Here is a 26,129-nt window from a genome sequence, read left to right on the forward strand (position 1 = left end):
TAAACCTTTGCTACTCGCGCATTTCTTAACAAAATTAGCTCCCTGGAAGAGGAGCGAGCTTAGAGAATTAATTCTAGCTATCCATAATAGTTTTGCAGCGGTGCACTACTTCCATGCAGGCACGTGAGTTGTGGTAGGGGCACTTCCAGAAACCTATTTTATCTTCTCCTTTCATCAGGCTGTAGTCATCGTACACACCCCAAAACCATTCGCCCTTTTCCTTATCCAGGAAATGCTTTTGCGCAAACTTCCAGGAATTGAGCGACTGCTCCAGAAACTTAGCTTCGCCGGTAAGCTGGTAGGCATTCAGGAACCCAACCATGGCTTCGGCACTTACCCACCACTCGCGGTGTGTATCGTAGTGCCCCTCTTCACGATCCAACTCGTGGTAAAGGCTGCCATCGGGCTGCAGGCCTTCTTCGGTGGCACGTGCCATTTGCACAGCTACCCTTTTCACACGCTGCAGTAACTCTCCATTCCCCAGCACTTCTGCAGCCTCCTGCAGCAGCCAGGAAGCTTCAATATCGTGGCCGTAAGAAACCAGCTCGGCAGTAACTTTCCACTCTGCCGTAAAGAACAGGTTCATGTGGCCGGTGCGGCTATCTATAATGCGATCCAGGAACACCTCAATTAACAACTCCAGCTGTTGGGCCAGCTGCCCATCTGGCCAGATGCGGTACAGGTTGGCATAGGCCTCCAGTATGTGCAGGTGGGTGTTCATGGTTTTAGGATCGTTACGATCTTTGGGGCTTAGGCGCAGGTCGTCCAGCAACTCACCTTCGCGGCTGAAGGCTTCAAAGTAACCGCCATGCTCCCGGTCGAAGCTGTGTTTTTCTATCCAGCGGTAGAGCTCCCGGCTTAGCACCAGGGCCCTTTCGTTTTTGGTGGCCCTGTAGAATTCGCTTAAGCCATAGATGGCAAAAGCCAGTGCATAGATCTGCTTACGGGTTTTCAGGGGCTTGCCCTGTGCATCCAGCTCCCAGTAGATACCGCCCCACTCCTCATCCACAAAATGCTTCAGCAGGTACTCGAAGGAGCGCTCTGCCAGCTGCAGGTGCTGCGGATCAGTGGTATGCCGGTAAGCAGCCGAAAAGGTCCAGAGGATACGGGCATTCAGGATGCCCCCTTTCGGAGCATCCTGATTTACAATCCCGTTATGATCCATTTGTCCGACAAAACCCCCATGCTTTTCGTCCAGCGCCTGCTGCTGCCAGAACTGCAGTATTCTTTGCAACTCTGCCCCGGCCTCGGCGCTGTAGCGTTGTAATACAGGCGTAAGTACAGACCCTTCTGCCTTATTCATCAGGCAATACTATTACTGGTTAACACCTGTTTGTTTGCCCCCAGGTAATCAAGGTTTTTATCAATCAGCTGGTTAAGCCTTTCTACCGTAGCGCCGGAACGAAGGCCATCCTGCGGGGTATTGAGCGTATAATCCAGCAGGCGCTCTACTGTAGAAGTAGCTACATGCATGCGGGTATCAGAAGAGCCGTAGTAAATGAATACGGTTCCATCCTCATCCAGTATCCAGCCATTGGAGAACACAACGTTAGATACATCGCCCACCCGCTCTTCGCCCTCGGGTGCAATAAAATAACCTGCTGGCTTGTGTATTACCCTGAATGGATCTTCCAGGCTGGTTAGGAATACGTAGAGCACGTAGCGCAAGCCTGCGGCTGTATTACGCACACCGTGGGCCATGTGCAGCCAGCCTTTTTCAGTTTTGATGGGCGCTGGTCCCTGGCCGTTCTTCACTTCGTTGATGGTGTGGTACTGCTTATAGTCTACGATCAGCTCCTGGTCGATTACCGCATTTTCAATAGAATCGGAAAAACCATAGCCAATACCACCACCTGAACCGGCTTCAATAAAACCATCCTGCGGACGGGTATAGAAAGCATATTTGCCCCCTACAAACTCCGGGTGCAGTACTACATTGCGCTGCTGCGGAGAGGGAGTTTTCAGGTCTGGCAGGCGCTCCCATGTAACCAGATCGCGGGTACGGGCAATGCCGCATTGCGCAATGGCCGATGATTCATCACCTCTTTTAGCCGCCGGGTCTTTACGCTCTGTGCAGAAAAGGCCGTAAATCCAGCCATCTTCGTGCTGTGTGAGGCGCATATCGTATACGTTTACATCAGGTACTGAAGTCTCGGGCATGGTAACGGGCTTATCCCAGAACTTAAAGCTATCTACGCCATTAGGGCTTTCGGCCACGGCAAAGAAAGACTTACGGTCGGCACCCTCTACCCTTACCACCAGCAGGTATTTACCCCTTAGCTTGATGGCACCAGAGTTGAAAGCTGCATTGATCCCAAAACGCTCCATCAGGTAAGGGTTAGTCTCGGGATTAAGATCGTAGCGCCAGAAAAGGGGAGCATGCTGTGCCGTTAGGATTGGATATTCGTAGCGGTCGTAGACTCCATTGCCCAGCGCCTCTTTTTTATTTTTTCGGTTTACCAGTGCCTGGTGCGCACTTTGTAACTGCTGTAGTCTTTCGTTAAAGGTTGTATTGCTCATGTGACTAAAGTTTCTAAATCAGTATGTTATCAGAGATTCTTTCTTTTTGGTATGCTAAAGCTCCGGCAGGGCTTAGGCTGCTTTCATATTGCTTTTGTCCCTGTTTTTAGGAAGGGGTGAGCTGCTGCTTGGGTTGCCTGATACTTCGTTGCTATCGAGCTTATCCCACCAGGTTTTCTTGAGTATCACGCCACACACCAGCAGAATTGCCAGCACAATCAGCAGCTCGGTGAACATCTGCATCACCAGGTAAAAGGGCAGCAGGGTTAAGCACATTTGCCCAACAATGCCAATCACTACATTAAAGGCATCGAGCCAGAAGCTCTTATTGGGTCGGAATGCCGGATTTTCCTCTATAACCGCCGCTTTAACCGGACCCCAGAAACCCCAGGGGCGTACATTCCGGTAGAAGCTTTTGAGGGTTTCCATGGGTGTTGGAGGCGCCAGCAGCGTACCTGCTATGCTACCAACCAGGGAAAGCACCAGCAGCAGCGGGAAGTAGTTCAAGGGCAGCACGCCCTGAAAGTAAGGCAGCATGGGGAAGATAAGCGCCGGCGCTACGCCTGCCAGCATACCCCAGAAGAAGCCACTGCTGTTAAAGCGCCACCAGTACCACTTGAGCACGTTAGAAGCGATATAACCACCATATAGGCCGGATACGATCCACTGGAGCAGGCTGTTCACATCTTTAGCCAGAAAACCCAGCACCACACTCACCAGCACCACCACAACACCTGTAAGGTAGTTCATTCTGGTTACCTGTGTGTTTGAGGCATCCTGGTTTACATAGCGAAGGTAAATATCGTTTACCAGGTAAGCCTGGGCCGCATTAAGCGTACCGGCAAAGGTACCAATAAAAGCCGCCAGCAAGCCTGCCAGAATAAGTCCCATAATACCCACCGGTGCAAAGTTAAGAATGGCAGCAGGCAGTATCTGTTCAAAATCGGTAACACCGTTGGCTCCCTTCAGGTTAAGCGTATCATAATTAAGCAGCGCCAGCACTGTAAAGCCTATGATCATCAGGTAGCGGGTGGGAATGAGCACCAGCGACACAAAACCACTCATTTTTGCGGCATCCTGCGGAGAGCGGGTAGAGAGGATCTTCTGCATATCGTAGTTAGGCGTAGGCCCGGCCAGACTGGCAAGCACCCCTTTAAAGAGCATCAGCATAAAGAAAACCCCGAAAAACGAGTAGCCATCGGCCATGATCTTCGCATTGGCATCTTCAATAATGCCAGACCAGTCCAGATCGAGCTCCATGCCAAAGAAAGGCGTGTACCAGTTTGCCGGCACGTTCAGGGAGGCAGTCTGCAGGTTGTTCATGGCCATAACGCCAATTACCACCGCACCTATGGTCATGATGATGTACTGGAGCACATCGGCCCATACAATGCTGGACATACCACCCAAAATGGAGTAAAAGACTGCAAAAGAGGTAAACAGCAGACCGTAGAAGTGGGGCACATATTCTGGTGCAACCGTAAAGGGAATGTAGGGCTGTACTGAAGACCAGGGGATAAAGATCTCTACAAACTTACCAAGGCCAATAAAGCCATAGGCCAGAAAACCCAGGCAGCTTAGCAGGGCAAACACCACCACAATGGTGTGCGAGGCATTTACATCCTTGCCCCTGCCAAAGCGGGTGAGCATCCATTCGGCACCGGTGGTAACATTAGAGCGGCGTAGCCAGGCAGCCAGGAACATCATCAGAAAAACCTGGTTGAAGGAGGGCCACAGCCAGGGAATCCAGATGCTTTTAAAGCCATAGACAAAAGCCAGCATTACCATCCACATGGTGCCGGAAATATCGAACATACCGGAGGCATTGGATACCCCAAGCGCATACCAGGGCAGGGTGTGGCCACCCAGCAAATAAGCCTCTTTGTCGCCCTGTGCACGCTTTTGCATGATCAGACCAATGGAGGCAACTGCAACCAGGTAAAGAACAATAATGCTGATATCAAGCAGTGATAAAGTCATCAGTTTTCTTAATAGAGTTTTTTATAGAAGGGCAGACGCAGCGCTTACAGCTTAGATCTTTTTTTTGATTTAGCCGGCTTCCTGTACAGGTTCTCTGCCGCCACATCTTTCTGGAAGAACACATTGGGCAGCTGGTAGAACTTCTTAAAATCTTCGGCACTGGCCTGGCCCGGGTAAGGCGCATAGAAGTGATCGGGGCGGCCATTTCGCCAAACCAGCACATAGGATAAGCCGGTATCTTCTACTATGGGCAACAGGGTGTTGGTCCACCAGTCGGCATGGGGCAGCTGCTCCAGGCCGGTTTCAGAAAGCGTGATCACTTTATTTTTCTCTTTGCCGATTTCGGCCAGGGTTTGTACCATTTGCCTGGTGTTGGCCACAAAATGGTCTATGGAATCGTTGGGGTTGGGGCGGTGGTAAATATCAAAGCCCAGGATGTCAACATACCCATCGCCGGGGTAGCGCTCCAGGTAATCTTCGCGGGAGGCAAACCTATCGGGAGAGTAGGCATAGAGTACATTATGTACCCCCTTTTTATTGCGCAGGTAATCTACGGTGTAGCGCCAGAATTTTGTATACTCCTCTACGGTACTGTGGCCGCGGCCCCACCAGAACCAGCTGCCGGTATGCTCGTGCAGCGGCCTGAATATTACCGGGATGGCCTCTCCTTTTGGACCTTTCAGGCTTTTGAAGAATGCAGCCACCTCATCGAGCCAGGCATCATAACGCGCCATAAGAGCGGGATCTGCAAATACACGCTTAATGGTAGAATCCTGCTGAAACCAGGTATCTTTGCTAGGATCTACAGGATTGTTGGGGTGCCAGCTAAAGGTGTTGATGCCACCACGGGAGTATACCTGCTGTGCAAATTTGCGCATGGCATCGAATGGAACACTATCGAGGTTCACAGGCCTCTTCAGCTCCAGGTGGCCCAGGTCCCAGCCCACAACTGCAGGGTACTCTCCTACCACCTCTTTTACATCTGAGCGGCCGGGCTCGTATTTCCAGCCTATGCCATAGGCAAGATCATCCTGGTGGCCAAACATAATACCTTTTTTAGCCAGCCGCTGCAGGTTCAGGTACAGGTTTTTGGTTTCTGGTGTTGCTTTGGGATCAATCGGCAACGTTTGCGCAATAAGACCCTGAAAAACAGCAATGTTCATCAGAAGGAGTAAGAGTATCCTGTGCATGTGTAATATGTTAACTTGTAGTTTATGCAGCATACTATTTATGGCAGAAAAGCATGATAAACAATTGCTGTACCGGCTGATGTAAGATTTTCTGACAGGTCCCTCCGGAAACACATTACAGATGGGCCTGCCGTATCAATTATCCTCCTTCAGCTTTACAATGCAACTACCTGCCTCCTGCCGATAGTACAGCCTTGTATACACCACCAAAGATACCTACCGCTGCCTTCAGTACATTAATACTATTTTATCATTTCATTGACTGAAGCAGCTCTTCCAGCATAAAAAAGCAACAAGCAAACCATGATGCAAAAAAGGAAAGATCAGCACTAAACTTCTGTAAGACCAGGCTTAACAGAGGCAGAATCTATATTAACTGTAGAACATCCGGGTTAAAATTATTAATTTGATGCACCAACCAACTAATACTTATTTAACACTGCCCTATGCCTAACCAGTTACGCAGCATCTACAGGGAGATTACGCCCCTTAACGCAAGTGACTGCTTCACTTTTTTTAAGAGGATAAAAAAAGAGTTTAGCTTTCCGCTGCATACCCATGAAGAGTTTGAGCTCAACTTTGTGCTGAATGCGCCCGGAGCCAAACGTATTGTGGGAGACAATGTTGAAGTTATCGATGAGGTTGACCTGGTGCTGGTAGGCAGCAACCTTCCGCATGGCTGGTTTACGCATGAATGCAGCAGTAGCGAAATCCATGAAATTACCATACAGTTTCACCGCGATCTGTTCGATGAAAAGTTTCTGAAGCGAAACCAGCTAAGCCACGTACGAACGCTCCTGGAGCGCTCTGCCAGGGGTATTGCTTTTACTGCCGAAACAGCCCGTGCCTTTAAAGACCGCATAGAGCTGCTTACCACCAAAAGCGGCTTTGATTCTGTACTGGAGCTTATGTCTATTCTGCACGACCTGTCTGTTTCCGGCCATTTAAGATCTTTATCGAACGCATCTTTTTCCAATGACCAGTTCAATTACAACAGCCGCCGCATTGAACAGGCATTTGAGTTTATGCAGAAAAACTACAGCAAAGACATATCGCTGGCAGATGTAGCCGGTGTTGTAAACATGCCTGAAGTTTCTTTCAGCCGTTTTATCAAGAAAAGAACCGGCAGAACCTTTATTGAAAGCTTAAATGAAATAAGGCTGGGGCATGCATCGCGCATGCTAATCGACACCACCCAGACTGTAGCCGAGGTTTCCTTTCACTGCGGCTTTAACAACCTCTCCTACTTTAACAGGGTATTCAAGAAAAAGAATGGCTGCACCCCTACTGAATTCCGGCAGAATTACTCCGGGGCAAAAGTTTTCATTTGATTACCTTAGCTGCAGTACAGATTCTTGCAAAGCATGCTACTTGGTAAGCTTTCTCCGGATCATTTGCTTTTCAGACCTGATAACTAACTCGTAGGTTCCGTTAGGCCAGAGAACATTATCGAGACTCCAGAAAAAGCTGCTTTTACCCTGTGGCAACACAAAGCCTTTACTAACAAGCGCTTTGCTGTGCTTGCTGTAAATGACTGCATGAATAAGCTGCATGGGCCCTGAATTTACCAGTTCTAACCACACACCTCCCTGCAGAGAAAGGGGTACAGGAGACATACTAAGCATTCCCGCAGCTGTATCCCTGTTATAGGTATGTTTTTCACAAGGTGTATGATCCATCTTTTCTTCCACTGATTCCTCGCTCAGCGCTTTATCCACTTTACATACAGCTCCACCAGATGAGGGGCTGTACGCCTTTCTGGAAACAGGTTGTAATAGCTGCTGCATAAAAAAATTAGTTTGCGTTAAAGAATAGGTGAAAGGTAGGGCTATCTGGTTGTGGAATCAATACCCACTTTCAGGTATATATCGGGTAAATCTAAAAAATAATATTCTCCTATTGGTGTATAGATTTTTACGTAACATTGGGGCACCAGCCCGCTCATTTACACTGTAGTCCTTTAAAAATCAGCACGTAAAGCTTAAAAGCTAACAAAAGATTAAAAAGAAGAGACTGCTTTAAAGCCAGCACTACCCATAGGGTAAAACCAGCCAAAGTCATAAAATCAGCAGGGCTGAAGGCTACAGCGGTAAGCATTAACAACACAAAACCCGGCAGGTGTTAAACCTGCCGGGTTTTGTGTTGCCTGCCATTTGTTATACAGGCACAGGGCAAATCCGGTAAAGCCGGCATTGTTACTTCTTACGTGTGAGCAGCATTACCGTAGCGGCGGTAATTGCGGCTCCTATTGCAAACTTCTGAAACAAGCCCACGGGGTTGTGTTTCAACTCTGCTTTCATGCCCTGCTCTGCAAAAATATTGGGAATTTTGCCGTGCGCCAGGTCATCTACAATGCCTTCCACAACATTAACACGATCGGCCAGCATAAGAGGAATCCAGTGGCCGAAGCTACCTTCGCCATACTTAAACGCCTGGCGACGGATCATACCACTAAGTCCGCTTGGTGGCACCGAGGTACCAAACACAGCCGTAACATTTGGCCGCTCGTTTGAATGCAGCACTTCTATGTCTATGGGTTGCTGCGGTGGCCTGTCCCAACTGTAGCCTTTGTGCTCATCGTCGGTACGTTTTTTCATGGGGTAAGTAGGATCGTTTTTCTGATCTGCATCTATGCCCCAGCCTTTAATCTGCTTATAATCGTCAGTTGTATTTTTCATATTCATTCTTCTTTAGGATCTGACAGAGGGTGGAATAAGAACAGGTTTGATACAGTTATCCAGCTTATCTGCAAAAATGCGATAAGCATCAGATATCTCTTCTAAAGGAATGTGGTGTGTTAACAGCGCCTTTGGATTGATCACACCTTTCTGCACGTGGTCGATAAGCTTTGGCAGCAGGCGTTTTACCGATGCCTGGTTGGCGCGGATGGTAATGCCTTTGTTCACCACGTTGCCAATTGGCACCAGGTTACCCGTTGGTCCGTACACCCCTACAACAGAAACGATCCCTCCCTTTTTAACTGAATTGATAGCCCAGTGTAGCGCCGTGGCTGAACCTGCCTGCAGCAGCAGTTTTCTGCCGGTAATGGTTTGCATGGCGCTGCCGGCTGCTTCAGCGCCAACAGCATCGATACAAACATCGGCACCTAGTGAGTCGGTTGTTCTTTTTATAAATACCACCGGATCTTCCAGCGATTTAAAATTATAGACCTCGGCATTTGAATAGTTCTTGGCAAACTCCAGCCGGTAATCTTCTTTATCAATCACAATAACACGGCCGGCACCAAAGAGCCAGGAGCATTTTGCAGCCATAATGCCAATAGGCCCGGCACCGAAGACCACTACGGTATCCCCCTTCTGAATGCCCCCCATTTCGGCGGCCTGGTAACCGGTAGGCACTACGTCGGTAAGCATTACCGCATCATCAAGGTCCATACCCTCTGGTATAATAGTTGGGCCTACATCGGCATAGGGCACACGCACATATTCTGCCTGACCACCATGATAACCACCAGCAGTGTGAGAGTAACCAAAGATACCTCCTACGGCTGTTGCCTGGGGGTTAGCTTCATGGCAATTCCCATAGAGCTCCTGCTTGCAAAAGGCACATTTTCCGCAGGCAATGTTAAAGGGTACTATTACCCGGTTGCCTACTTTCAGCTTTTGTACATCGGGGCCTACTTCTACCACCTCTCCAACAAACTCGTGCCCAAAGGTTGTGCCCACACGGGTATCAGGCACATTGCCGTTGTACAGGTGCAGATCAGAACCACAAATACAGGAGCGCAACACCCGCACAATAACATCCTCGGGATGCAGTATTTCGGGCATTGGCATGTTATCAATGCGGACCCGCTGAGGGCCCCGGTAATTCATTGCCAGCATAAAATCTCTTTCCGGTTTATGTGAAAAAATATTGTCAGGGTAAAGCTACACAGGCACTTACCCTCTGTTTAAAGAACAGGAAGTGCATATGAATGTTTTATTTCCGGACAAGAGTTCACTACCACCCTAAGCCAGCACATGCAAGTATGGTTTATTCTGTTGAGGCGACGGGGCTGCTGAGCAGGTGCTACGGCAGGTGTATCAGCTTAAGAGAGTAGCATTGCAGCTTTGCCAGCTCCGGCAAGGCCATGCAAAAGCAAAATATGCAAGAGGTCCTAAGGCTACAGCCATCTGCAAAAGGATTTGTTAGGCCGGTACGTAAGTACAAAATAAGGTAGTAAGCGCCTGCCAGCCCGGCCTCCCTGGTCTATCTTGTTTTCAGCATACCCTGCAGAAGCTTTTTTACATCTTCTTCGGCCAGCGGTTTGGCAAGGCATGTAAATACTTTGTCGCTGTGGCACATTGCCCTTTCCTGGTCGCAGGGGTTTAAGGAGGCGGTTAGCAAAATAACCAGAAACCTGCTTTTGTCAACCCCTTTTAGCTTGTCCAGCTCTTCCAGAAACTCAAACCCATCCATACCAGGCATTTTGATATCAAGAAATATCAAATCGGGATGCCCGGCAGGATATGCAGTTTTACCTGAGTAGTGCTCCTGTATGTATTCCAGGGCTTCTTCTGCTCCATGCAGAGACTCCACTCTTTTTGCTATTCCTAATCCTTCCACCAGGGTTACATTAAGGTATGTGCAAATCATATCGTCATCAACGAACAGAATCTTTTGTATTTTAGCCATTGGAGTAGGATTTAATTTCTATCAGTTCTTATCTTCTATTTGTCTTTTGCCGGTACTCCCTCCTTTCTACAGCTTAATTTCCGGATTGCGCTTTAGTGAGTGTTATTTGTATAAAGGAAAAAAAGCGAAGCACCAGAAAAGGGCTTCGCTCTATGGTTGCAAAAAATCAATCTCAGGAGTAATTACCTTAAAATTCAGGGTCTTTTCCCCTGGCTAAGGTTGGCGGTTTATGCTTTGAATCAAACTTCTATTCTTCCTGCTTCATAGCGGCAGGTGTCTGACGGGAAACCTCTTTTCCTTTCTCATCAAACAGCACCACCAGGGTAGGCTCAGTGGCTCCTGCCGCACTTTTCTCTACCATAGCTATCTGGTACTGAGCAGCAGCCGGCGTTCCGGTCTGTGCCTGCGACTGCACCTCTGCTACTGAAATAACGGTGAAGTCTTTGAAGGCATCGCCTTTCAGGTTCGCCTGAACTTCTGCAGGCAGTTCTTCTACCTTCATGCTGCGAGCCTCAGCCGGCTTATCAGACATTTTATCTACGCTGATCGACTGCCCGGTATTTTGTTGCTGATCGGTTTGAGGAGTTGTTTGTGCAAATGCCACACCCATTCCAAAAGCTACTGCTACAAAAGTTAATGCTGTCTTTTTCATAACTGATTAATTTAAAAAATAATGGTTCTGGCAGAGCAATAGGAAAAGACCATGCCAAAAACCAGCCCGGCAGCTTAAGCAACTCAAAACCAATACGCTAGAGAATTAAGGCCATCTGGCAGCCATCAGCAGCATTGCGGAAAGCCTCAACAGCTTGTAGACAAATTCTGCTAAAAAGTGTGGATTGAGCTAAAAAACACACAGCGTTGATACTAAGGACCCGGCTCCAGCGCTTGCAGTCTGTCCCGGTGCCAGCCTCCTGATCAATGCCCCCGGTAAAGCCGATTGTTGTACCGCTGCAACGGGACAGCCCCGCAGGGGCTGCGTGATTGCTTTAGTTGCACCTGCCTTAAAGAAATAAGGCAATCTCGCCATTCAGAATTTATCGGCTTTTTTCCCGCTTACCTCTTTTTTGCTGCCGTCATGGTCTGTTTCCACCTTTTTGGTTTCTACTTTCACAGCATGATCAGAAGGTCTTATTCCCCTGTCGAAATACCTGGAGTAGACTTGTGTAAACTCGGCACCGAACAGGAAAATAATAGAGGTATAATACACCCACACCAGGATCATCACCAGGGCGCCGGCAGCCCCATAGGTATCGGCCATGGGGTCGTGTTGTAAAACAATGTTGATGACAAACTTCCCGATTGTAAATAAAATTGCCGTGACTGTGGCCCCTACCCAGGTATTTTTCCAGCGTATTTTAGCATCGGGCAGCACCTTAAATATGATAGCAAATATAATAATGCTGATGGCGATGGACACCACAAAGTTGCCTGCGGTGATCAGGTATACGGCAACGCCCGACAACTCCTGCTGCAGGTAGTCGTTAAGCAGGCCCAGCAATACATCTACCGACAGGGAAACCAACAGCAAAAAGCCCATGCTCACCACCATGGCCAGCGACAGCACCCGGTTTATGATTACTTTAAGCCATCCTTTTTCAGGTTTTGCTTCCACCTCCCACATGGCGTTCAGTGCATCCTGTAAGGCAATAAATACGGTGGTAGCACTAAAGATCATCACAGATACGCCAATGATGGTGCCAATGGTGCTGGCTTCCGACTGACCGGCATTTTGAATGATGCTTTGTACCTGCTCTGCACTATCGCTCCCGATGATACCACTGATCTGGCTTTCAATCTCCCCCTTTACCGCCTCCTCGCCAAAGGCGGCACTGGCAATCCGTATGGTGATGATGAGTACAGCGGGTAGCGAGAAGATTGTATAAAACGCAATGATGGCTGCATAATCCAGGGGGTTATCATTAAAAAACTCCTTGAAGGTTTTTTTGGCGATGCTCCAGCTACTTTCCATTCCTTTATACATACTCAGAGAATTTAAACCAATTTCATTACAGACTATACCCTATATACGTACCGGGTACTTATCCGAAAGTTTAAATTTCCTGAACTCTGGAGCGTGGAACCGCTTAAAGAAGGGCGCTACTTATTTATACTAAGCAGCGCCAGGGTGTCTACCACAGTCCCAGAAAACCCTTTTTCCTGCAGGTGTTGGGCCTGTTAATATCTACCACATTGCTAATGTTGTACTTTTCGAACTTACCCAGGAGTGCATCACTTCCTTTGTTAAGCTTATATTCCATTTCTTCCTTATAGAGCGGGTAAAGGCAATAGAAATTAATGGTTTTATGGTCGTTTATCTTTAACTCCAAGAATTCTGTTGGCAGGCTAACAGCCGGCATCAGCAGCATGCAGCCCAGCGCAGTATTTTCTGCAAAAGGAGCAGCATTTTCGCCATTTGGTATGGTATGGCCCCAACCTACCCAGGTATTATATTCATGCGGGAACCTGGCTATAATTTTTAACCAGCGAACGGGCCAGTAATTTTTCTCGTCTCTGAACACCTCCTCCATCAGTTTTAAACCATCTCCGTTTATCTCCCAGTCTGCCGGAAGCAGGATGCACAGTTCGGCATATTGGTGCTCCTCCATCCCTTCCGGAACAGTCATGGGTTTATCGCTCATGCCCGAGGTAACTAGCGTATGAAACGGAAAGGAGGCGCTGGGCTTTACCCAGTGTACATCAATATGCACCAGGTCAGAAACAATCTCGTGGAATACCGAGGCTATTGTACCGACATGTTTTTCGATATGGTTGGAAATAGCTTCGATATTTTCTCCATCACCTATGGCCGGGGTGAATTCCTTAGGCTGTACATGCTCATAGCGATAGACAGGACTGCCTGATAGTGATTTTTCATTTTCGTTCATCTGAGGAGGAGTTTAATTGTATAGTTAACAGGTTTATGGAAGCCCTGGTGGCTATTGCTGCATTCCTGGATGCTAAACAATACCACTGGCCATGGTTTGCCCAATTTCACTAAAGGCGAAACATACCTTTAGTAGAGCCATAAAAGTAAAAATTTTACCGTTACTATATTGTTAGGAGGCAGCTAAAATCTTTTTACTTTTCTAATAAAGAGATTCTACTAAAAGCTAACTCACCTCCGGAAACCTACATACACAGCATCTCGGGGAAAGCAAAAGCAGCCGGCTTAACTCCGGCTGCTTCCTTTTGGCTATAACCTCGGGTCTACTTCTTCGCTCTCCAGCGCCAGCACGCCAAATACCCGCTCGTGCACTACCCGCAGTGGTTCCTTCTGCACAAAGCGCTGCAGGGCCTCCAGGCCAAGTGCAAACTCCCGCAGTGCCAGGGAGCGTTTGCCGGTTAGGCCACGGTTCCTGAGGCGTTCCAGGTTTTCGGGCAGGTCGTACTCCGGTCCGTAGATGATGCGCAGGTATTCACTACCCCGGCATTTAATTGCTGGCTGCAGCAAACCTCCTTTTCCAAAGGGGATGAACTGAAGGGGTTTTACCACCATGCCTTCGCCTCCCTTGCTGGTAAGCTCCGTCCACCAGTCGATAGCAGCCTGCACACTTTCCACATTACTGGTGTCTACTACTTTATAAGGAGTAGCCAGGAGGAGCTGCTCATTACCTTTGCAAAGGGCATGGATCTGCTCCATGTGCCAGGTGTGGGGCTTATCGGTATGCACAGCACCCTCCGTAGCCAGGATATGGAAAGGTGCCAGCTTTAGGTCCTCCACAGAACTTACAGGCCAGCAGTAGTGCCGATAGGCCTGCACATACTTTTGGGTCTGCTGCTGCTTCTGCAGTACCTGGGCCAGCAGCTGTTCTGTACCATCGATGTTCCGCTGTTCCACCGCCTGGCGCAGTACGCTTTCCACTTCGGCCAGTGCTCCTTTGGCAGCAGCCCCTACGGCAGCATACTGATCGCGGATGAGTGTTTGTGCCTTCGCCGACCAGGGCAGCAGCTCGCAATCCAGGCACACCCAATCGGTGCTGAAGTTTTCCCAAAAGCCTACCTCTGTCAGCCCATCCCGCACCCTTTTCAGGAACTCCTGCTCCAGCAACGAATCGTTGAACATATTGCGGCCGGTGCGGGTGTAGCATACGCCTATGCCTTCGCCCTCCACCCCAAAGCGGCGCAGAGCAGCCTCTTCGTCTTTGCAGATGATTAGGATGGCCCGGGAGCCCATGTGCTTTTCTTCGCACACCAGCTGCTGTACGCCCTTCTTCATGTAGTAGCCAATGGCCTCCTCCGGGTGCTCCAGGTATTCGGCCCTGCTGCTGGTTTCGCTGGGCGACATGGTAGGCGGCAGGTAGATGAGCCATTTCGGATTGATGGCAAAGCGGCTCATCACCTCCAGGGCAGCGGCGGTATTCTCCTCACGCAGGGTAATGTTGTGCCGCAGCTGGGTCTGCACAATACGTTTGCCTGATACATCTTCATAATCCAGCAGATCGTCATATTCCTGCTGATGGCTTAGCGCTTTTTGCTGTTGGTTCCAGTCGAGCGGACGTACCGGATCAGCATATTGCTCCCTTGCAGGTACTGACACCAACTCCTCTTCGGGATAGCGCAGGGCGGTAAGTTTGCCGCCAAACACGCAGCCGGTATCGATGTTGATGGTGCGGTTGAACCACTCTGCCTCTGGTACCGGTGTGTGGCCGTAAATTACTTTTGCTTTGCCCCGGTATTCTGAAGCCCAGTTGTAACGCACGGGTAGCCCAAATTCATCCGTTTCGCCAGTGGTTTCGCCATAGAGGCAGAAGGAGCGTACGGCCCCGGATCCGCGGCCCTGCATTTCTTCGCGTATGCCTGCATGTGCCACGGCCAGCCTGCCGCCATCCAATACGTAGTGGCTCACTAAGCTATATAGAAACTCCTTTACTTCAGACACAAAACGAGGATCTTCTCCCTCCAGCTGTGCCAGGGTTTCGGCCAGTCCGTGCTTCACCTGCACATCTTTGCCGGTGAGCTTTTTATGCAGCTTCAGGTCGTGGTTACCAGGCACGCAAAGGGCAGTTCCCTCCTTCACCATGCTCATGACCAGCCGCAGCACTTGTGGCGATTTTGGACCACGGTCTACCAGGTCTCCCAGGAAGATAGCCCGCCTGCCTTCGGGGGGCGTAACGGCAAAGCCCCAGTTTCCTCCCCTTTCCGGCACCCGCTCAATGCTATAGCCCAGCTGTTGCAACAGCTCCTCCAGCTCATCGTAGCAGCCGTGGATATCTCCAATGATATCGAAGGGACCGGTTTCGTGCTTTTTATTATTGTAAAGTGGATCACGAATAATTTCCGTAACGGCAGTTACCTCTTCTTCTGATTTCAATACATAAATATGGCGATAGCCTTCGCGCTTCAGGTGTTTGAGTGAGCGGCGCAGCTGGGATTGCTGCTGCCGCAGTACATAGCCACCAAAGTTGCGATCGGGACGCTCCTTGTTGCGCGCTTCACACACCTTTTCGGGCAGGTCCAGCACAATGGCTACGGGCAGGCAGTGGTACTGCTTTGCCAGCTCCACCAGCTTCTGGCGTGACTCCTGCTGAATGTTGGTAGCATCTACCACCGTGAGCAGACCACGCTTTAATCGTTTGGCTACAATGTAATGCAGCAGCTCAAAAGCATCTGCAGTAGCCGCCTGGTTGTTTTCATCATCTGATACTAGCGCACGGCATTCGTCGGAGGAAACAATCTCTGTGCGCAGGAAATGCCTTCGGGCAAAGCTGCTTTTGCCGGAACCGGAAATGCCGACAAGGGTGACAAGGGACAGTTCGGGTATTTTTATTGTCATGTTATAAAGCCTCCATTTTTAAGTGCAGCAGGTTTAGGAACCTGTTTACATCTTTGTTTTTATTGTTCAGTACCAGCTCCGAAAACTCTTCCTTCAGGGAAGCCGTGTAAACTTTTCCCTCTTCGATCTTTCCTACCAGGGGATAGCCTTTTTCGGAGGGATTTATTACCTGGTAGTACACTTCAGGGATAAAGAAACTGTCGAACTTCAATCCATCAAACTTTACCACCTTTACCCCCGGAGCGATGGTTGGAAGAATATGTTTTTCACAGAGGGATGCTTTCTTTCTTCCGCTGCTATAGATGAAGAAGTAGGTGCAATCATTTTCTTGTAAAAAGCTGTTTAATTTTCTTTTTCGCTTGTGATTCTCAACTGAATCTAATGGAAGGATGATCAGGAAAAATACCAATACGAACAGAAGTACAAGCGGGATAATGATCGGCAGCAGCAGGATAATTCCAAACACCTTCAGCTGCCCTTTGATTTCATGCCACATGTTCTGAATGGTTGACCAGCTCGAAAACCGCCATTTGTGAAGGCGCACCTACCTCTTCCTCTTCCGGACCTACAAGGGAGAAGCGTACCCTGTACCCATTCCTATCTGCTACGCCAGTGGACCAGTTTTCAAACTCCTGCCGGGTCCACTCAAAGCGGTGGTCGGTGTGCCGCATGCTGCCAGCCTCCAGTGTTTCCCATTTTACATTGTATTCGCTGTTGGGGGTGGTGAGCACTACTGTTTTGGGTTTGGCAAACTCAAAGACAGTACGTTCAAAAGCCTTTAGCCGGTTGGGCTCCAGATGTTCGATCACCTCCACGATGGCCGCTGCATCATATCCTGCCAGGCGCTTATCACGATAGGTGAGTGCCCCCTGCATCAGTTCGATGCGCTCCCGCTGCCTGGGCGCCATTTCATCCCAATGCAGGCGCTGCTTCGCTTTGCGCAGTTCGGCAATGGAAATATCTACACCCGTGATCTGCCTGAACTGCTTTTCCTTGAGCAGCATGCGGAGGAGCTTTCCTTCGCCACAGCCAAGATCGATTACTCGCTCGGCACCGCTCTTTTTCAGCTCTTCCAGCACCTGCTCCAGCCGCTGTTGGTGAAGTGTCTGTCGCCTCTGCTCCAGCGGACTATCCTCCTCCACTTCCTCCTCCAGCTGGCCGTCTGCCAGTCGCTCCATTGCCTGGCGTGCCAGGGAGCCCAGGTTCAGCAGGTACCGACGGATGATCTGCTCCTGCTCGGGATGGTTCTCCAGCCAGCCCTTTCCTTTTTCCAGCAGCTTATCGATCTCCCCCTGGCTCACAAAGTAGTGCTTATCATTGTCCAGCACAGGGATCAGCACATAAAGATGCTGCAGCAGCTCCTGCAGTCGTAGGGTGTGGGAAAGGGTGAGTGTGTAGTACTTGCTGTTGCCCCAGCCCGGCACAGTCTCGTCCAGCACATGGGGTTCCAGGTGTACGTTATAACCGAGTGGTTCAAACAGGCGCCGGATCAGCATTTCACCACCTTTGGGTGCCGGGAGCACCGCCACCTTCGCCTCCAGCGGCAGCACTTGCTGCGCCAGCTCTGGCATTTTGCTGCACTGTCCGTTCAGGGCAGAAGAAAAGGCTTTTGTGATGGCCACACTCATAAATGAGGAGGCAACATAGGGCCGATCGTTTACATAGTGCCCCAGCGCAAAATCACCACCCATATTACGGGCTCCCCGCACCATGCTCACCGGATCTATGTCCAGCAGCAGGGCAGCCGTGCATCTTTCCACTCCTGCTTCCGGATAGAAGATATGGGCTTTCCCATGCGCGAGCTCTACCGACTGCAGGCGGTCGGGATGCTTATGGAGTAAAAATCCAAGATCGGTAGCGGGTTGATGTGTGGTGGTAATGGTGAGTAGCATGATCTAGCATTAAAAATTAATAATAAAAAAGCGGGCAACAAACGGCAGGAGACTATTGTCATGTGCTCTATTCTTTTGAGCTACAGCAGCAATATCTGCTGGTAGGATTTTTATGGCACCGGCCACCCGGCTACAACCTCATGGTCCGAAGTAACTCCCGCCTACGGCACCGCTAAATTCAAAGCCTCACTAATAAATTGTACTATAGTTATCATTGCAATTAATCACGTGTTTTTATAGAAGCTTGTAGTTTTCCTGACAAGCTCATAATAACCACCGGCCTCATCTTTGCGAGGACGTCAGGACGAAGCAATCTGGCGTCTACATCTGGTAAGCTTCTACTAAATTCTTCATTAGTAGGAGGAACGACTAAGCATTTGAAAATTCATCATATAGATACCAGATTGCCGCGCTACGCTCGCAAAAACGACCATTATGACACCAATTATCTTAGTATTCAAACTTACCTCATTATTATTGAAAAGAACGGGCTACTATCGATAAGAGACTTTTTCTCCGGCGTGTTAACCTCTACACTATTCTCATATCTAGTATGATAAGCAAGGATTCGAACCTTGCACTTCCGGACCCCAGCGAAGCCGCCGCGGCCCGGTAACTCTAATCTACGGCACCGTTCATTTCAAAATGCCTAAAAAATTGAAAAAAGTGGGCAACAGGCGACAAGAGAACAATGTGCTCTACCACTGAGCTACAGTATTCCAAAGAACACTGGCCAGACTCGAACTGGCGACCCCACGAACCTAAATCGAAGTACCTCTTATCTACGGCACCACTCTTTTCAAATATTTAAAACAGGAGGGCTACAGGCGGCACATGTTTACGCTCATAAGAGCGTGCAGGACTTGAACCTGCTAGCCCATAAGGATTAACCGAAGTAACACGCACCTACGGCACCTCCTGTTTTTGTTATCATGCTGTGCATGATGCATGGCCCTTACAGACCATGCTTAATTATGCCACCCCTACAGGGCTTGCTGATGCGAAACATTTCCGAGCCCTGGAGGGGCGGCATATAACTAGCATGGTCCGGGACGCGTAGTCTGCAAGGGCCATGCATTTTAATTATAATTCTACCCCTTCAATCGCAGCCAGAGCGCTGCCACCTCCTTCTATGGCTTCCAGCACGTCGAACACTTTGTCCGACCAGCCGGCAATGAGGAACACATCGTTGTTCTTCAGGTCTATGGGCGCATGGCCGTAGCCTGCCAGGTCGAAGAGGTACAGGCGTGCGCCAGGAGCTATTTGCTTGTACTTCTTCCACTCTTCGGCAATATGGTTTCCCCATCCCCTGCTATCCCACAACTGGCAGTCGGTGAAGAGTATGACCTTATCGGCTTTCAGCTTACGCTTGATCAGGTCCCGGATCACCAGGTAGCCGTTGGTGGCGTAGCCTACCTCGCCTTCGCGGCGGTAGAACTCCTGCACATTGGCCAGCACCCTGCGCTGGGGCAGGTTGATAATTTTCCAGCTATTGCCAAACATGCCGGTAACCACGTTCTGGCAGCGGTTTTGCAGGAGCATCCCCAGCATCAGGCCGATGTCGTAGAGCAGCACCTTGCTCTTTTTGCTGATGGGCTGCTGCATGGAGCCGGAGACGTCGCAAGCCACTACCACAGCCGTATCTAAGCCGAATCCTTTCAGATTACGGATGCTTAACTGCACGGCATCTTCCAGCGCATTCAGCACCAGGCTGGTGTAGCCGGAGGCCAGCTGTCCGATCTCCCGGTAGGCTGCCAGGTAGCGGAAAGGTAACTGTTTGCTGTTTGCAACCGCCCGCTCGTTAGACAGGTAGCTGCACACTTTCTGCATATGATCACCCGACACCCCCGCTTCCAGGATGTTGCGCAGGTTGCGCAGCAGCGCCATATAGCCCAGCTTATTGCTGTCGATCAGCTCCTCCCACTTTGCCCGAAAGGCAGCGGTTTTCGCTTCTGCACTTTCATAGGGCTGCTGGCCCAGGGCCGACAGCTCGGTTTCCCAGGTGTAAGGAGTAGCCAGGGCGTTGGCTGCGATCTTATCATAGAGCGCCTGCTGACTATCGCTTTTGGACTGGGGGTGCACCAGGAAAAGCGCATCCCGTAGCTTCACAGCAGTATCGCGGTTGTACTTGGCAAACTGGTATTCATCAAACCTGGTAAAGGCCAGCGCCAGACCCTTCTGCAGCTGCTTGGAGAGACGGTTCAGCTTTTTGGTGCCGCTGCGGCTGTTGCTCATCTGGTAGTAAGCCAGGAGCTCCGTAATCTCATCGGCACGCTGCACCACGGCTGCTACCGTACGGCTTATCAGGCTATCTCCTTTGTGCAGCTTCGCCAGTTCCACCACCAGCACCAGGGGGATGCTACGCAGGTGCATTTGGGTACGGGCATACACCGCCAGCTTTGCCACAAAGCAGGGATCATTCAACTGGATCAGCGTTCTGATACGCTCCAGTCGCTTATCTGCTGCTTCATAAAAAGTATCGCTCAAAGAAGCTGTAACAACAGTAGCGTATAGCTCGGCGGCAGGGCCCATTTTCCAGGCCAGTGACCCTTCGTGGTTTACCGTCTGCTGTTTCTTGGATGCTAAAAAGTTAAATCGCATGGCCTTTTCGTTTAGTGTTCCTTACAAAGGTTGGGGCCATGTGCGCAGTCTTTTTGCGTAGAGAAAAAAATTATGCAAAATTTGCCAGGGCTTAGAAAAAAGCAACCAAAACCAGGCTTACCTGTTTTATCCACTACTTCCACTCTGAAAAAACAGGAATATCTAAGAGCGGGCAGTGCTCTATTATTGTAACAATGTCTCTATCAATTATAAAAAACGAACCGTCGCCCGATGACTCCTTTTCCGGCCTTCAGCAGGAAATTGAGGCCCTGGAAGGAGAAGTGCAGGCCGTAAAAAGCAACTTGGCTGCCTTCGAAGCCCAAATTCAAGAGCGGCTCGGCAAAGAAATGAGACAGCTGCAGGAGCTCCACGAGCGGTACAAGCGGCATAAACAGGAAAAGAAAGCAAAACGCCTGGAACAAAAGAAAAGGGGAAAAAACTGGGTAGAACCGACCCAGCTCCAGAAGAGCGTTAAAAATGACAAAGAGGGCGCAGTCTCCGGCTCGGCAGCACAAGCCGAATTAAAGAGACTATACAAAGAGGCCATGGTGCAGGTACACCCGGATAAAATTGCCCATGCAGGTGAAGCCGATCGCTTAGCCCGGGCGCATGCCCTTACGGTCCAGCTTAACGGCATTTATCAGCGGGGCGATCTGGAGGAACTGATTCTCTTTTACCACCAACTTATGTTTGCAGATGCTAACAACCCGGCCTTTGCGACTGAAGTAAAATTACCAGATCCAAAACTAAGACTCGAGGGGCTTAAGAAAAAGAAAGCAGCTTTGTTACAACAGCTGGAGCAGCTCAAAAGTGCTTATACCTACCAGGTGCTCACCACCTACGAAAACCCGCTCTCTTTTATTGAAGAACTTCACCAATATTTTCTGGAGCGGATACGGGTGATGGAAAAAAGAACCCGAAAATTATGATGCTCAAGAGAGGTTCTGCCTGTGTTGCAAAAGACCAATGACTGCCGAATCTATTCAGCTTGTTGGTTCTGCTAGTGCTACTCGTGAGCCGGACCTTACTCATGCAAAATATCATTCAGCAGCAGGGCCCATTTTCCAGACCCCTATCCCCTTGTAGTTAACGGTTTGCTGTTTTCCGGATGTTAAAAAGTTGCATCGTGTAATCGTTTCGTTTAATGTTCCTTAAAGAGGTTGGGCCATGGGTGGTTTCATGAAGAAAATATAAGCAATATGAAATGTCCGCATAAAGATTTCAATAAATTGAACGAGCTGGAAAGTTTTCTTATTCAACAGGCAGAGATCTATTCTACTCCTAGAAATACTATAAAAGCAAAGGTGTTAGATTGCAGTTTTTAAAATTTTAATCTTCAGGTTAGTTATAGCACCCCTTAAAAAGGGGCGCTATAACTAATCCACCTCCATAAACTTCTCATCTCCGCACATCCGCACAATCTTCGGAGAGAAGGTGCCCACCACCTCCACCAGGTCCTGCTGGTATTCCATTACTTTTCGGATATCCTTATAAGCGCCTGGGGCTTCGTCGAGGCCGGAGCCGATAAGATCTACACCCGCCTGCGCTAGCTGTTGTTGTACGGCTTCCGGGGAGATGGTTTCTTTGGCTTTGGTGCGCGACATGGTACGTCCTGCGCCGTGGGAGGCGGAGTTGATGGAGGCAGGCAATCCCTTTCCGCGGACGATAAAGCCGGGGGCGGTCATGGAGCCGGGAATGATGCCAAGTACGCCCCTTCCGGCCGGGGTGGCACCTTTGCGGTGTACGATGATGTCTTTTCCCTCCACGTCTTTTTCTTTCCAAGCAAAGTTGTGGTGGTTCTCGATTATCGCCAGGGGCTGCTCAGCCAGGGCTTCCGCCAGTCGCTCATGAATCTGGTGGTGGCAGGCAGAGGCATAATCGCCAGCCAGGTTCATGGCCTGCCAGTACTCCTGACCAGCTTCAGAATCCAGGTCGAGCCAGGCCAGGTGCTTCGCCTCCTGGGGCAGCTTGCAGGTTTCCATGGCCAGCTTGGTATAGTGCCCGGCAATGGTAGCCCCCAGTCCGCGGGAGCCTGAGTGCGAAAGCAGGGCCAGGTAAGTACCTGTTTCCAGTCCCCACTCATTGTTGGCATCGTGCAGCTCTACCGTTCCCCACTCTACAAAATGGTTGCCGCCGCCGGAGGAGCCCAGCTGCTGGAAGGCACGGTCTTTCAGGCTCTTCATGATGGGGATCTCCTTAAATTCCGGACGATCAATCACGGCATGCTCCCTTGGTTTCTCAAAGGTAGCACGTCCGAAGCGGGTGTTGTCGATCAGGAGCTGCTTCAGCCCATCCCGCTTTTTCTCCAGAAAGTGAGCGGGCAGGTCGTAGAGGCTCATGGTCATGCGGCAACCAATGTCAACCCCTACGCCATAAGGAATCACGGCATTTTGGGTAGCCAGTACGCCGCCAATGGGCAGGCCATAGCCCTGGTGGGCATCGGGCATCAGGGCTCCGGCTATGGTAACCGGCAGGCGCATGGCGATGTCCATCTGGTTACGGGCACCCGCTTCAATGCCTTCAGCTCCCCAGATGGAGTAGGAGGGGTTCTCTTCCTTCAGCGGCAGGGGTTCTGCAGGCTTTGGAATTAGGAGTACCTCGGCCAGGGGCGCCAGCACTGCGTGATTTTTATAGAGTGCAGGGGTTTCCAGCACCCGCTGAAGCAGCTCCAGCAGGTGGGCTTTGGTTTTTCCTTTATAGGCAGTTTGTAGTATTTGCAGGGTTTCGCCAATGGCTTTGCCTTCGTATCCGATGGCTAATAGGTCGTTGCCGTTTATTTTCTGGTTTGTCATGGCTTTTGGTTTTTTAAACCACCTCATCCCCCGGCCCCTTCTCCTCCAGGAGAAGAGGAGAGTGCCAACTGAAACAGCCACAGATAGTGGGCATTTCAGGTGGCGTTTAAGCCCTCTCCTTAGGGCGGACGGCTAGTCAGAGGGTTTGGGTGAGGTTCATATTACAAACTAACACTGCAGCTGCGCAATGTTTCTGCGCACTAAAGGGAACTGTAAAATTTTTTCCGTACTTCTATAAGTACCTTATTCACCCTTTCCATGTCCGGTGCTTCCGGCAGGGAGGATTGGGCATAGAGTGCATCCATCGCTGCAATGCGCTCCTCTGCCTGCAGCAGCAGTTCTTCGTATTCGAAATCTCCCTTTTTGATCCGAAGCAAATAATCCCGGTTGGGCCTGCGCACCCGGATCTTTCCTTCCCTGGCTATTTCTTCGGCCATATCGAGCAGGCGAAAGGTGTGCATCATGTTTTTGCTGTCGTACTTCTTGCCATGGGAGAGGGTGGTTTGGTAGCGGGCGTCGTTACGTTTTTCCACCCATTCCCAGTACTCCTTATATTCTTTACAGTAGGCAGAGTAAGCGCTTTTATTGAATGACATCAGCCCTAGTGGAGCCAGCCCTTTCGGAATGGAACTTAGCGAGATATCATTGGCCCCCTCGCGCTGCACAATGCCTTTGAAACTTTCCGCAGGACTGTAGTACATACCATAGAGCTCGTGCATATGCGGAATTTTAGCAAGACCAATCCATTCCTGCTTCAGTCCCTTTTCTTCCAGAAACACCTCTACCGGCACAGCACCCTGTCCCTGTACGGCATAGCAAAAGTCGAGCACCGACTTGCGCTGCGGTTCTATGGGGTTAACAATTTTCTTATTCAGCCCCCGCGCCTTTCGTACCTGGGTAAGTGCGTAGCCGGCAAAGGCATCCTTACACTGGCGGGAGAGAAAGTCCTCCTGCCGAAAGTGGCTGTAAAGCGGGTGCTGGTAGAGAATACAGTCATCAGGCATGTTGAGTAGCTCCAGCATGTTGGGGTTGTTCTTTGCCAGCAGTTCTACAAAGCGCTTCAGCTCGTAGTACACAATATCCTGGCTCTCGTTGCTGATTTGCTCTACGTAGTGCAGGCCAAAGAATGCCGCTTCGGGCAGCACAAACACACCCCGGATATCGGTATCGGAGGTAGGTGTGTTGAGACCATAAGCCCTGCTCCCGCTGATGCTTTCGAACAGGAGCAGCCCTTTTTCCTTTAGGTCCTCTATAGTGATTTGCATATTGGTTCTTTAGCTTTAGCTGTCACAGCACCGGCTGCCGCAGCATCGGCTGCCGTAATTTTGCTAAACAATTGGTTTAGTGCTTCGGAAGATCCCTCCCTTTTTTGCATAGCTGCAGCCCTGGTTTCGCAGTAGCCCATCACTTCCTGTACGTAGGATTCCAGCTGCGGATCCCTAGGGTGCATGTACTTTTCGTTTACCTGGGCTTTCAGGGCCACCAGTGCCAGGAGCTTTGCCTGCAGTTCCCGGTCCAGGATCAGCGGGAGTAGCTGCTGAAACGCCATGGGTGGTATGTACCCCCTCTCTACGATCCAGAGCGAAGCCAGGCTCGTGCGCAGCAGGTAGAAGAGGTCTTTCAGCTTTACCGCCTCCTGTTCCTGGCAGATTTGCCTGTAGCGAAAAGCCATGCTAAGGTAGTGGTGCAGGCCCGCCCGGCAGGAGAAATACTCCGGCGCCAGCGCCAACAGCTCTTCCCGAAACCCGGACTGCTCCAGGTAAACGACAGGCGATTGCAAACGCTCAAACATGGCTGCATTGGACTTGCGCATCAGGCGCAGGCTTTTGCGGAGGTCCCAGCCCACCAGGTCCAGCTCCCCCACCATCTGCTCTATGGTATCCTTCTTTTCGTCGATGCCCAGGTACCACTCCAGCGGATGGCAATAGATAAAGCGCACGTCATAGTCGCTGTCGGGAGAGGGGAATCCCCACGCCCTGCTACCTGTTTCGCTGGCCAGCAGGATGCGTATGTTGTGTTGCTGTTCGAGTTGCTGCAGGGCATTTAGGATTTCGGTTCTCATAGCTAATGGTTGAAAGTATGGTACAAACCTACAGGGCTACTACGCAGTGTTTTTGCGCAGTAGGAAATAATTTTCTATTGTTGTAATAAATGCTACAGGTATACCATTAAATATGCCGCAGTCACTTACAAGAAACTATATACACATTATTTTCAGCACGAAGCATCGGGAGCCCCTGTTGCATTCGCCGGTAAAGGAAGAGCTCTGGGCCTACCTTGGCGGTGTATGCAATGAGCTGGAATGTAATCCACTGTGCATTGGTGGCTATACTGATCATGTGCACCTCTTATGCTTGCTGTCTAAAAAGGTAGCCTTGATGAAATTGGTAGAGAAAATAAAGTCTAATTCATCCAAATGGCTTAAAACCAGGCATAAGAGTCTTGAAGGCTTTTGCTGGCAGAATGGTTATGGGGCTTTTTCGGTGGGTCCTTCACAGCTGCCGCTGGTTACGGCTTATATCAAAAATCAGGAAGAGCACCACCGGAAAAAAAGCTTTCAGGAGGAATTTAGAAGCTTTCTAAAAAAATATGAGATGGAATACGATGAACGATATGTGTGGAATTGATGGCCTTCGCCACAGTCATAGCCCTTGCAGGCTATGCTAGTATGTATCGCCCCTTCAGGGCTCTGATTAGATTGGATCTTTGAGCCCTGAAGGGGCGGCACACCTTAGCATTGCCT

At 50.0% G+C, this 26,129-nt stretch carries 21 protein-coding genes; 3 read left to right on the plus strand and 18 right to left on the minus strand.

Features of this window, described 5'->3' with window-relative positions; genetic code table 11:
- Window positions 1-73: 73 nt before the first annotated feature.
- The 4 genes from KWJ01_RS00925 to KWJ01_RS00940 all read right to left on the minus strand — a co-directional run bounded on the left by KWJ01_RS00925 (window position 74) and on the right by KWJ01_RS00940 (window position 5,690).
- A complete protein-coding gene (locus KWJ01_RS00925; RefSeq protein WP_224994389.1) occupies window positions 74-1,303 on the minus strand; it encodes an AGE family epimerase/isomerase in 1,230 nt (409 codons plus the stop codon).
- Window positions 1,303-2,520: a glycosidase gene (locus KWJ01_RS00930; RefSeq protein WP_224994390.1), complete on the minus strand. Its 1,218-nt coding sequence runs from the start codon at window positions 2,518-2,520 to the stop codon at window positions 1,303-1,305. The genes KWJ01_RS00925 and KWJ01_RS00930 overlap by 1 nt, the downstream gene beginning before the upstream one ends.
- 72 nt (window positions 2,521-2,592) lie before the next feature.
- Window positions 2,593-4,500, minus strand: a complete 1,908-nt coding sequence (locus KWJ01_RS00935) for a sodium:solute symporter family protein (protein ID WP_224994391.1) — start codon at window positions 4,498-4,500, stop codon at window positions 2,593-2,595.
- A gap of 44 nt (window positions 4,501-4,544) precedes the next feature.
- Window positions 4,545-5,690 carry a glycoside hydrolase family 26 protein gene (locus tag KWJ01_RS00940; RefSeq protein WP_224994392.1) on the minus strand — a complete coding sequence of 382 codons (1,146 nt, stop codon included), beginning with the start codon at window positions 5,688-5,690 and terminating at the stop codon, window positions 4,545-4,547.
- A 446-nt stretch (window positions 5,691-6,136) separates the two neighbouring features.
- On the opposite strand from KWJ01_RS00940, the gene KWJ01_RS00945 reads away from it, so the two are divergent.
- Window positions 6,137-7,021 (plus strand): AraC family transcriptional regulator, encoded by an 885-nt coding sequence (locus tag KWJ01_RS00945; RefSeq protein ID WP_224994393.1) that lies wholly within the window; start codon window positions 6,137-6,139, stop codon window positions 7,019-7,021.
- A 36-nt stretch (window positions 7,022-7,057) separates the two neighbouring features.
- Here KWJ01_RS00945 and KWJ01_RS00950 read toward each other — a convergent pair whose 3' ends face one another.
- The 11 genes from KWJ01_RS00950 to KWJ01_RS01000 all read right to left on the minus strand — a co-directional run bounded on the left by KWJ01_RS00950 (window position 7,058) and on the right by KWJ01_RS01000 (window position 20,594).
- Window positions 7,058-7,477, minus strand: coding sequence for a hypothetical protein (locus KWJ01_RS00950; protein WP_224994394.1), 420 nt, complete (start codon window positions 7,475-7,477; stop codon window positions 7,058-7,060).
- A 408-nt stretch (window positions 7,478-7,885) separates the two neighbouring features.
- On the minus strand, window positions 7,886-8,368 hold the full coding sequence (locus KWJ01_RS00955) for a hypothetical protein (protein ID WP_224994395.1): 483 nt from the start codon (window positions 8,366-8,368) through the stop codon (window positions 7,886-7,888).
- A 12-nt stretch (window positions 8,369-8,380) separates the two neighbouring features.
- Window positions 8,381-9,535, minus strand: coding sequence for a zinc-dependent alcohol dehydrogenase (locus KWJ01_RS00960; protein ID WP_224994396.1), 1,155 nt, complete (start codon window positions 9,533-9,535; stop codon window positions 8,381-8,383).
- Window positions 9,536-9,902: 367 nt separating this feature from the next.
- A complete protein-coding gene (locus KWJ01_RS00965) occupies window positions 9,903-10,328 on the minus strand; it encodes a response regulator (RefSeq protein ID WP_224994397.1) in 426 nt (141 codons plus the stop codon).
- Between the two features lie 247 nt (window positions 10,329-10,575).
- Window positions 10,576-10,980: a hypothetical protein gene (locus KWJ01_RS00970; protein WP_224994398.1), complete on the minus strand. Its 405-nt coding sequence runs from the start codon at window positions 10,978-10,980 to the stop codon at window positions 10,576-10,578.
- Window positions 10,981-11,355: 375 nt separating this feature from the next.
- Entirely contained in the window at window positions 11,356-12,309 is a 954-nt protein-coding gene (locus KWJ01_RS00975) for a YihY/virulence factor BrkB family protein (protein ID WP_224994399.1), read from the minus strand.
- A 148-nt stretch (window positions 12,310-12,457) separates the two neighbouring features.
- Window positions 12,458-13,213 carry a suppressor of fused domain protein gene (locus KWJ01_RS00980; RefSeq protein WP_224994400.1) on the minus strand — a complete coding sequence of 252 codons (756 nt, stop codon included), beginning with the start codon at window positions 13,211-13,213 and terminating at the stop codon, window positions 12,458-12,460.
- 308 nt (window positions 13,214-13,521) lie between these two features.
- On the minus strand, window positions 13,522-16,101 hold the full coding sequence (locus KWJ01_RS00985; RefSeq protein ID WP_224994401.1) for a polynucleotide kinase-phosphatase: 2,580 nt from the start codon (window positions 16,099-16,101) through the stop codon (window positions 13,522-13,524).
- Window position 16,102: 1 nt separating this feature from the next.
- Entirely contained in the window at window positions 16,103-16,597 is a 495-nt protein-coding gene (locus KWJ01_RS00990) for a hypothetical protein (RefSeq protein ID WP_224994402.1), read from the minus strand.
- Window positions 16,587-17,993: a 3' terminal RNA ribose 2'-O-methyltransferase Hen1 gene (locus tag KWJ01_RS00995; RefSeq protein WP_224994403.1), complete on the minus strand. Its 1,407-nt coding sequence runs from the start codon at window positions 17,991-17,993 to the stop codon at window positions 16,587-16,589. The genes KWJ01_RS00990 and KWJ01_RS00995 overlap by 11 nt, the downstream gene beginning before the upstream one ends.
- Window positions 17,994-19,076: 1,083 nt before the next feature.
- Window positions 19,077-20,594 (minus strand): TROVE domain-containing protein, encoded by a 1,518-nt coding sequence (locus KWJ01_RS01000; RefSeq protein WP_224994404.1) that lies wholly within the window; start codon window positions 20,592-20,594, stop codon window positions 19,077-19,079.
- 194 nt (window positions 20,595-20,788) lie between these two features.
- Here KWJ01_RS01000 and KWJ01_RS01005 point away from each other — a divergent pair, with 194 nt between their 5' ends.
- Window positions 20,789-21,523 carry a hypothetical protein gene (locus KWJ01_RS01005; protein ID WP_224994405.1) on the plus strand — a complete coding sequence of 245 codons (735 nt, stop codon included), beginning with the start codon at window positions 20,789-20,791 and terminating at the stop codon, window positions 21,521-21,523.
- 447 nt (window positions 21,524-21,970) lie between these two features.
- Here the strand turns inward: KWJ01_RS01005 and KWJ01_RS01010 are convergent, their stop codons facing one another.
- The 3 genes from KWJ01_RS01010 to KWJ01_RS01020 form a co-directional block, all read right to left on the minus strand.
- Window positions 21,971-23,386 carry an RtcB family protein gene (locus tag KWJ01_RS01010; protein WP_224994406.1) on the minus strand — a complete coding sequence of 472 codons (1,416 nt, stop codon included), beginning with the start codon at window positions 23,384-23,386 and terminating at the stop codon, window positions 21,971-21,973.
- Window positions 23,387-23,586: 200 nt separating this feature from the next.
- Window positions 23,587-24,651 (minus strand): DNA polymerase beta superfamily protein, encoded by a 1,065-nt coding sequence (locus tag KWJ01_RS01015; protein WP_224994407.1) that lies wholly within the window; start codon window positions 24,649-24,651, stop codon window positions 23,587-23,589.
- Window positions 24,636-25,448 (minus strand): nucleotidyltransferase domain-containing protein, encoded by an 813-nt coding sequence (locus KWJ01_RS01020; RefSeq protein ID WP_224994408.1) that lies wholly within the window; start codon window positions 25,446-25,448, stop codon window positions 24,636-24,638. Before KWJ01_RS01020 ends, KWJ01_RS01015 begins: the two co-directional genes overlap by 16 nt.
- A 112-nt stretch (window positions 25,449-25,560) precedes the next feature.
- On the opposite strand from KWJ01_RS01020, the gene tnpA reads away from it, so the two are divergent.
- The gene (gene tnpA / locus KWJ01_RS01025; protein WP_224994409.1) at window positions 25,561-26,013 is read left to right on the plus strand and encodes an IS200/IS605 family transposase; all 453 of its coding nucleotides are present in this window, start codon (window positions 25,561-25,563) and stop codon (window positions 26,011-26,013) included.
- The last annotated feature ends 116 nt before the right edge of the window (window positions 26,014-26,129 follow it).

Origin of the sequence: Cesiribacter sp. SM1 (genome assembly GCF_020178975.1) — a bacterium.
Classification (GTDB): domain Bacteria; phylum Bacteroidota; class Bacteroidia; order Cytophagales; family Cyclobacteriaceae; genus Cesiribacter.

Bases quoted from the DNA above. Each gene is read 5' to 3' on its own strand.
- KWJ01_RS00925 (WP_224994389.1), bottom strand. From the start codon at position 1,303: ATGAATAAGGCAGAAGGGTCTGTACTTACGCCTGTATTACAACGCTAC.
- KWJ01_RS00930 (WP_224994390.1), bottom strand. From the start codon at position 2,520: ATGAGCAATACAACCTTTAACGAAAGACTACAGCAGTTACAAAGTGCG.
- KWJ01_RS00935 (WP_224994391.1), bottom strand. From the start codon at position 4,500: ATGACTTTATCACTGCTTGATATCAGCATTATTGTTCTTTACCTGGTT.
- KWJ01_RS00940 (WP_224994392.1), bottom strand. From the start codon at position 5,690: ATGCACAGGATACTCTTACTCCTTCTGATGAACATTGCTGTTTTTCAG.
- KWJ01_RS00945 (WP_224994393.1), top strand. From the start codon at position 6,137: ATGCCTAACCAGTTACGCAGCATCTACAGGGAGATTACGCCCCTTAAC.
- KWJ01_RS00950 (WP_224994394.1), bottom strand. From the start codon at position 7,477: ATGCAGCAGCTATTACAACCTGTTTCCAGAAAGGCGTACAGCCCCTCA.
- KWJ01_RS00955 (WP_224994395.1), bottom strand. From the start codon at position 8,368: ATGAAAAATACAACTGACGATTATAAGCAGATTAAAGGCTGGGGCATA.
- KWJ01_RS00960 (WP_224994396.1), bottom strand. From the start codon at position 9,535: ATGCTGGCAATGAATTACCGGGGCCCTCAGCGGGTCCGCATTGATAAC.
- KWJ01_RS00965 (WP_224994397.1), bottom strand. From the start codon at position 10,328: ATGGCTAAAATACAAAAGATTCTGTTCGTTGATGACGATATGATTTGC.
- KWJ01_RS00970 (WP_224994398.1), bottom strand. From the start codon at position 10,980: ATGAAAAAGACAGCATTAACTTTTGTAGCAGTAGCTTTTGGAATGGGT.
- KWJ01_RS00975 (WP_224994399.1), bottom strand. From the start codon at position 12,309: ATGTATAAAGGAATGGAAAGTAGCTGGAGCATCGCCAAAAAAACCTTC.
- KWJ01_RS00980 (WP_224994400.1), bottom strand. From the start codon at position 13,213: ATGAACGAAAATGAAAAATCACTATCAGGCAGTCCTGTCTATCGCTAT.
- KWJ01_RS00985 (WP_224994401.1), bottom strand. From the start codon at position 16,101: ATGACAATAAAAATACCCGAACTGTCCCTTGTCACCCTTGTCGGCATT.
- KWJ01_RS00990 (WP_224994402.1), bottom strand. From the start codon at position 16,597: ATGTGGCATGAAATCAAAGGGCAGCTGAAGGTGTTTGGAATTATCCTG.
- KWJ01_RS00995 (WP_224994403.1), bottom strand. From the start codon at position 17,993: ATGCTACTCACCATTACCACCACACATCAACCCGCTACCGATCTTGGA.
- KWJ01_RS01000 (WP_224994404.1), bottom strand. From the start codon at position 20,594: ATGCGATTTAACTTTTTAGCATCCAAGAAACAGCAGACGGTAAACCAC.
- KWJ01_RS01005 (WP_224994405.1), top strand. From the start codon at position 20,789: ATGTCTCTATCAATTATAAAAAACGAACCGTCGCCCGATGACTCCTTT.
- KWJ01_RS01010 (WP_224994406.1), bottom strand. From the start codon at position 23,386: ATGACAAACCAGAAAATAAACGGCAACGACCTATTAGCCATCGGATAC.
- KWJ01_RS01015 (WP_224994407.1), bottom strand. From the start codon at position 24,651: ATGCAAATCACTATAGAGGACCTAAAGGAAAAAGGGCTGCTCCTGTTC.
- KWJ01_RS01020 (WP_224994408.1), bottom strand. From the start codon at position 25,448: ATGAGAACCGAAATCCTAAATGCCCTGCAGCAACTCGAACAGCAACAC.
- tnpA (WP_224994409.1), top strand. From the start codon at position 25,561: ATGCCGCAGTCACTTACAAGAAACTATATACACATTATTTTCAGCACG.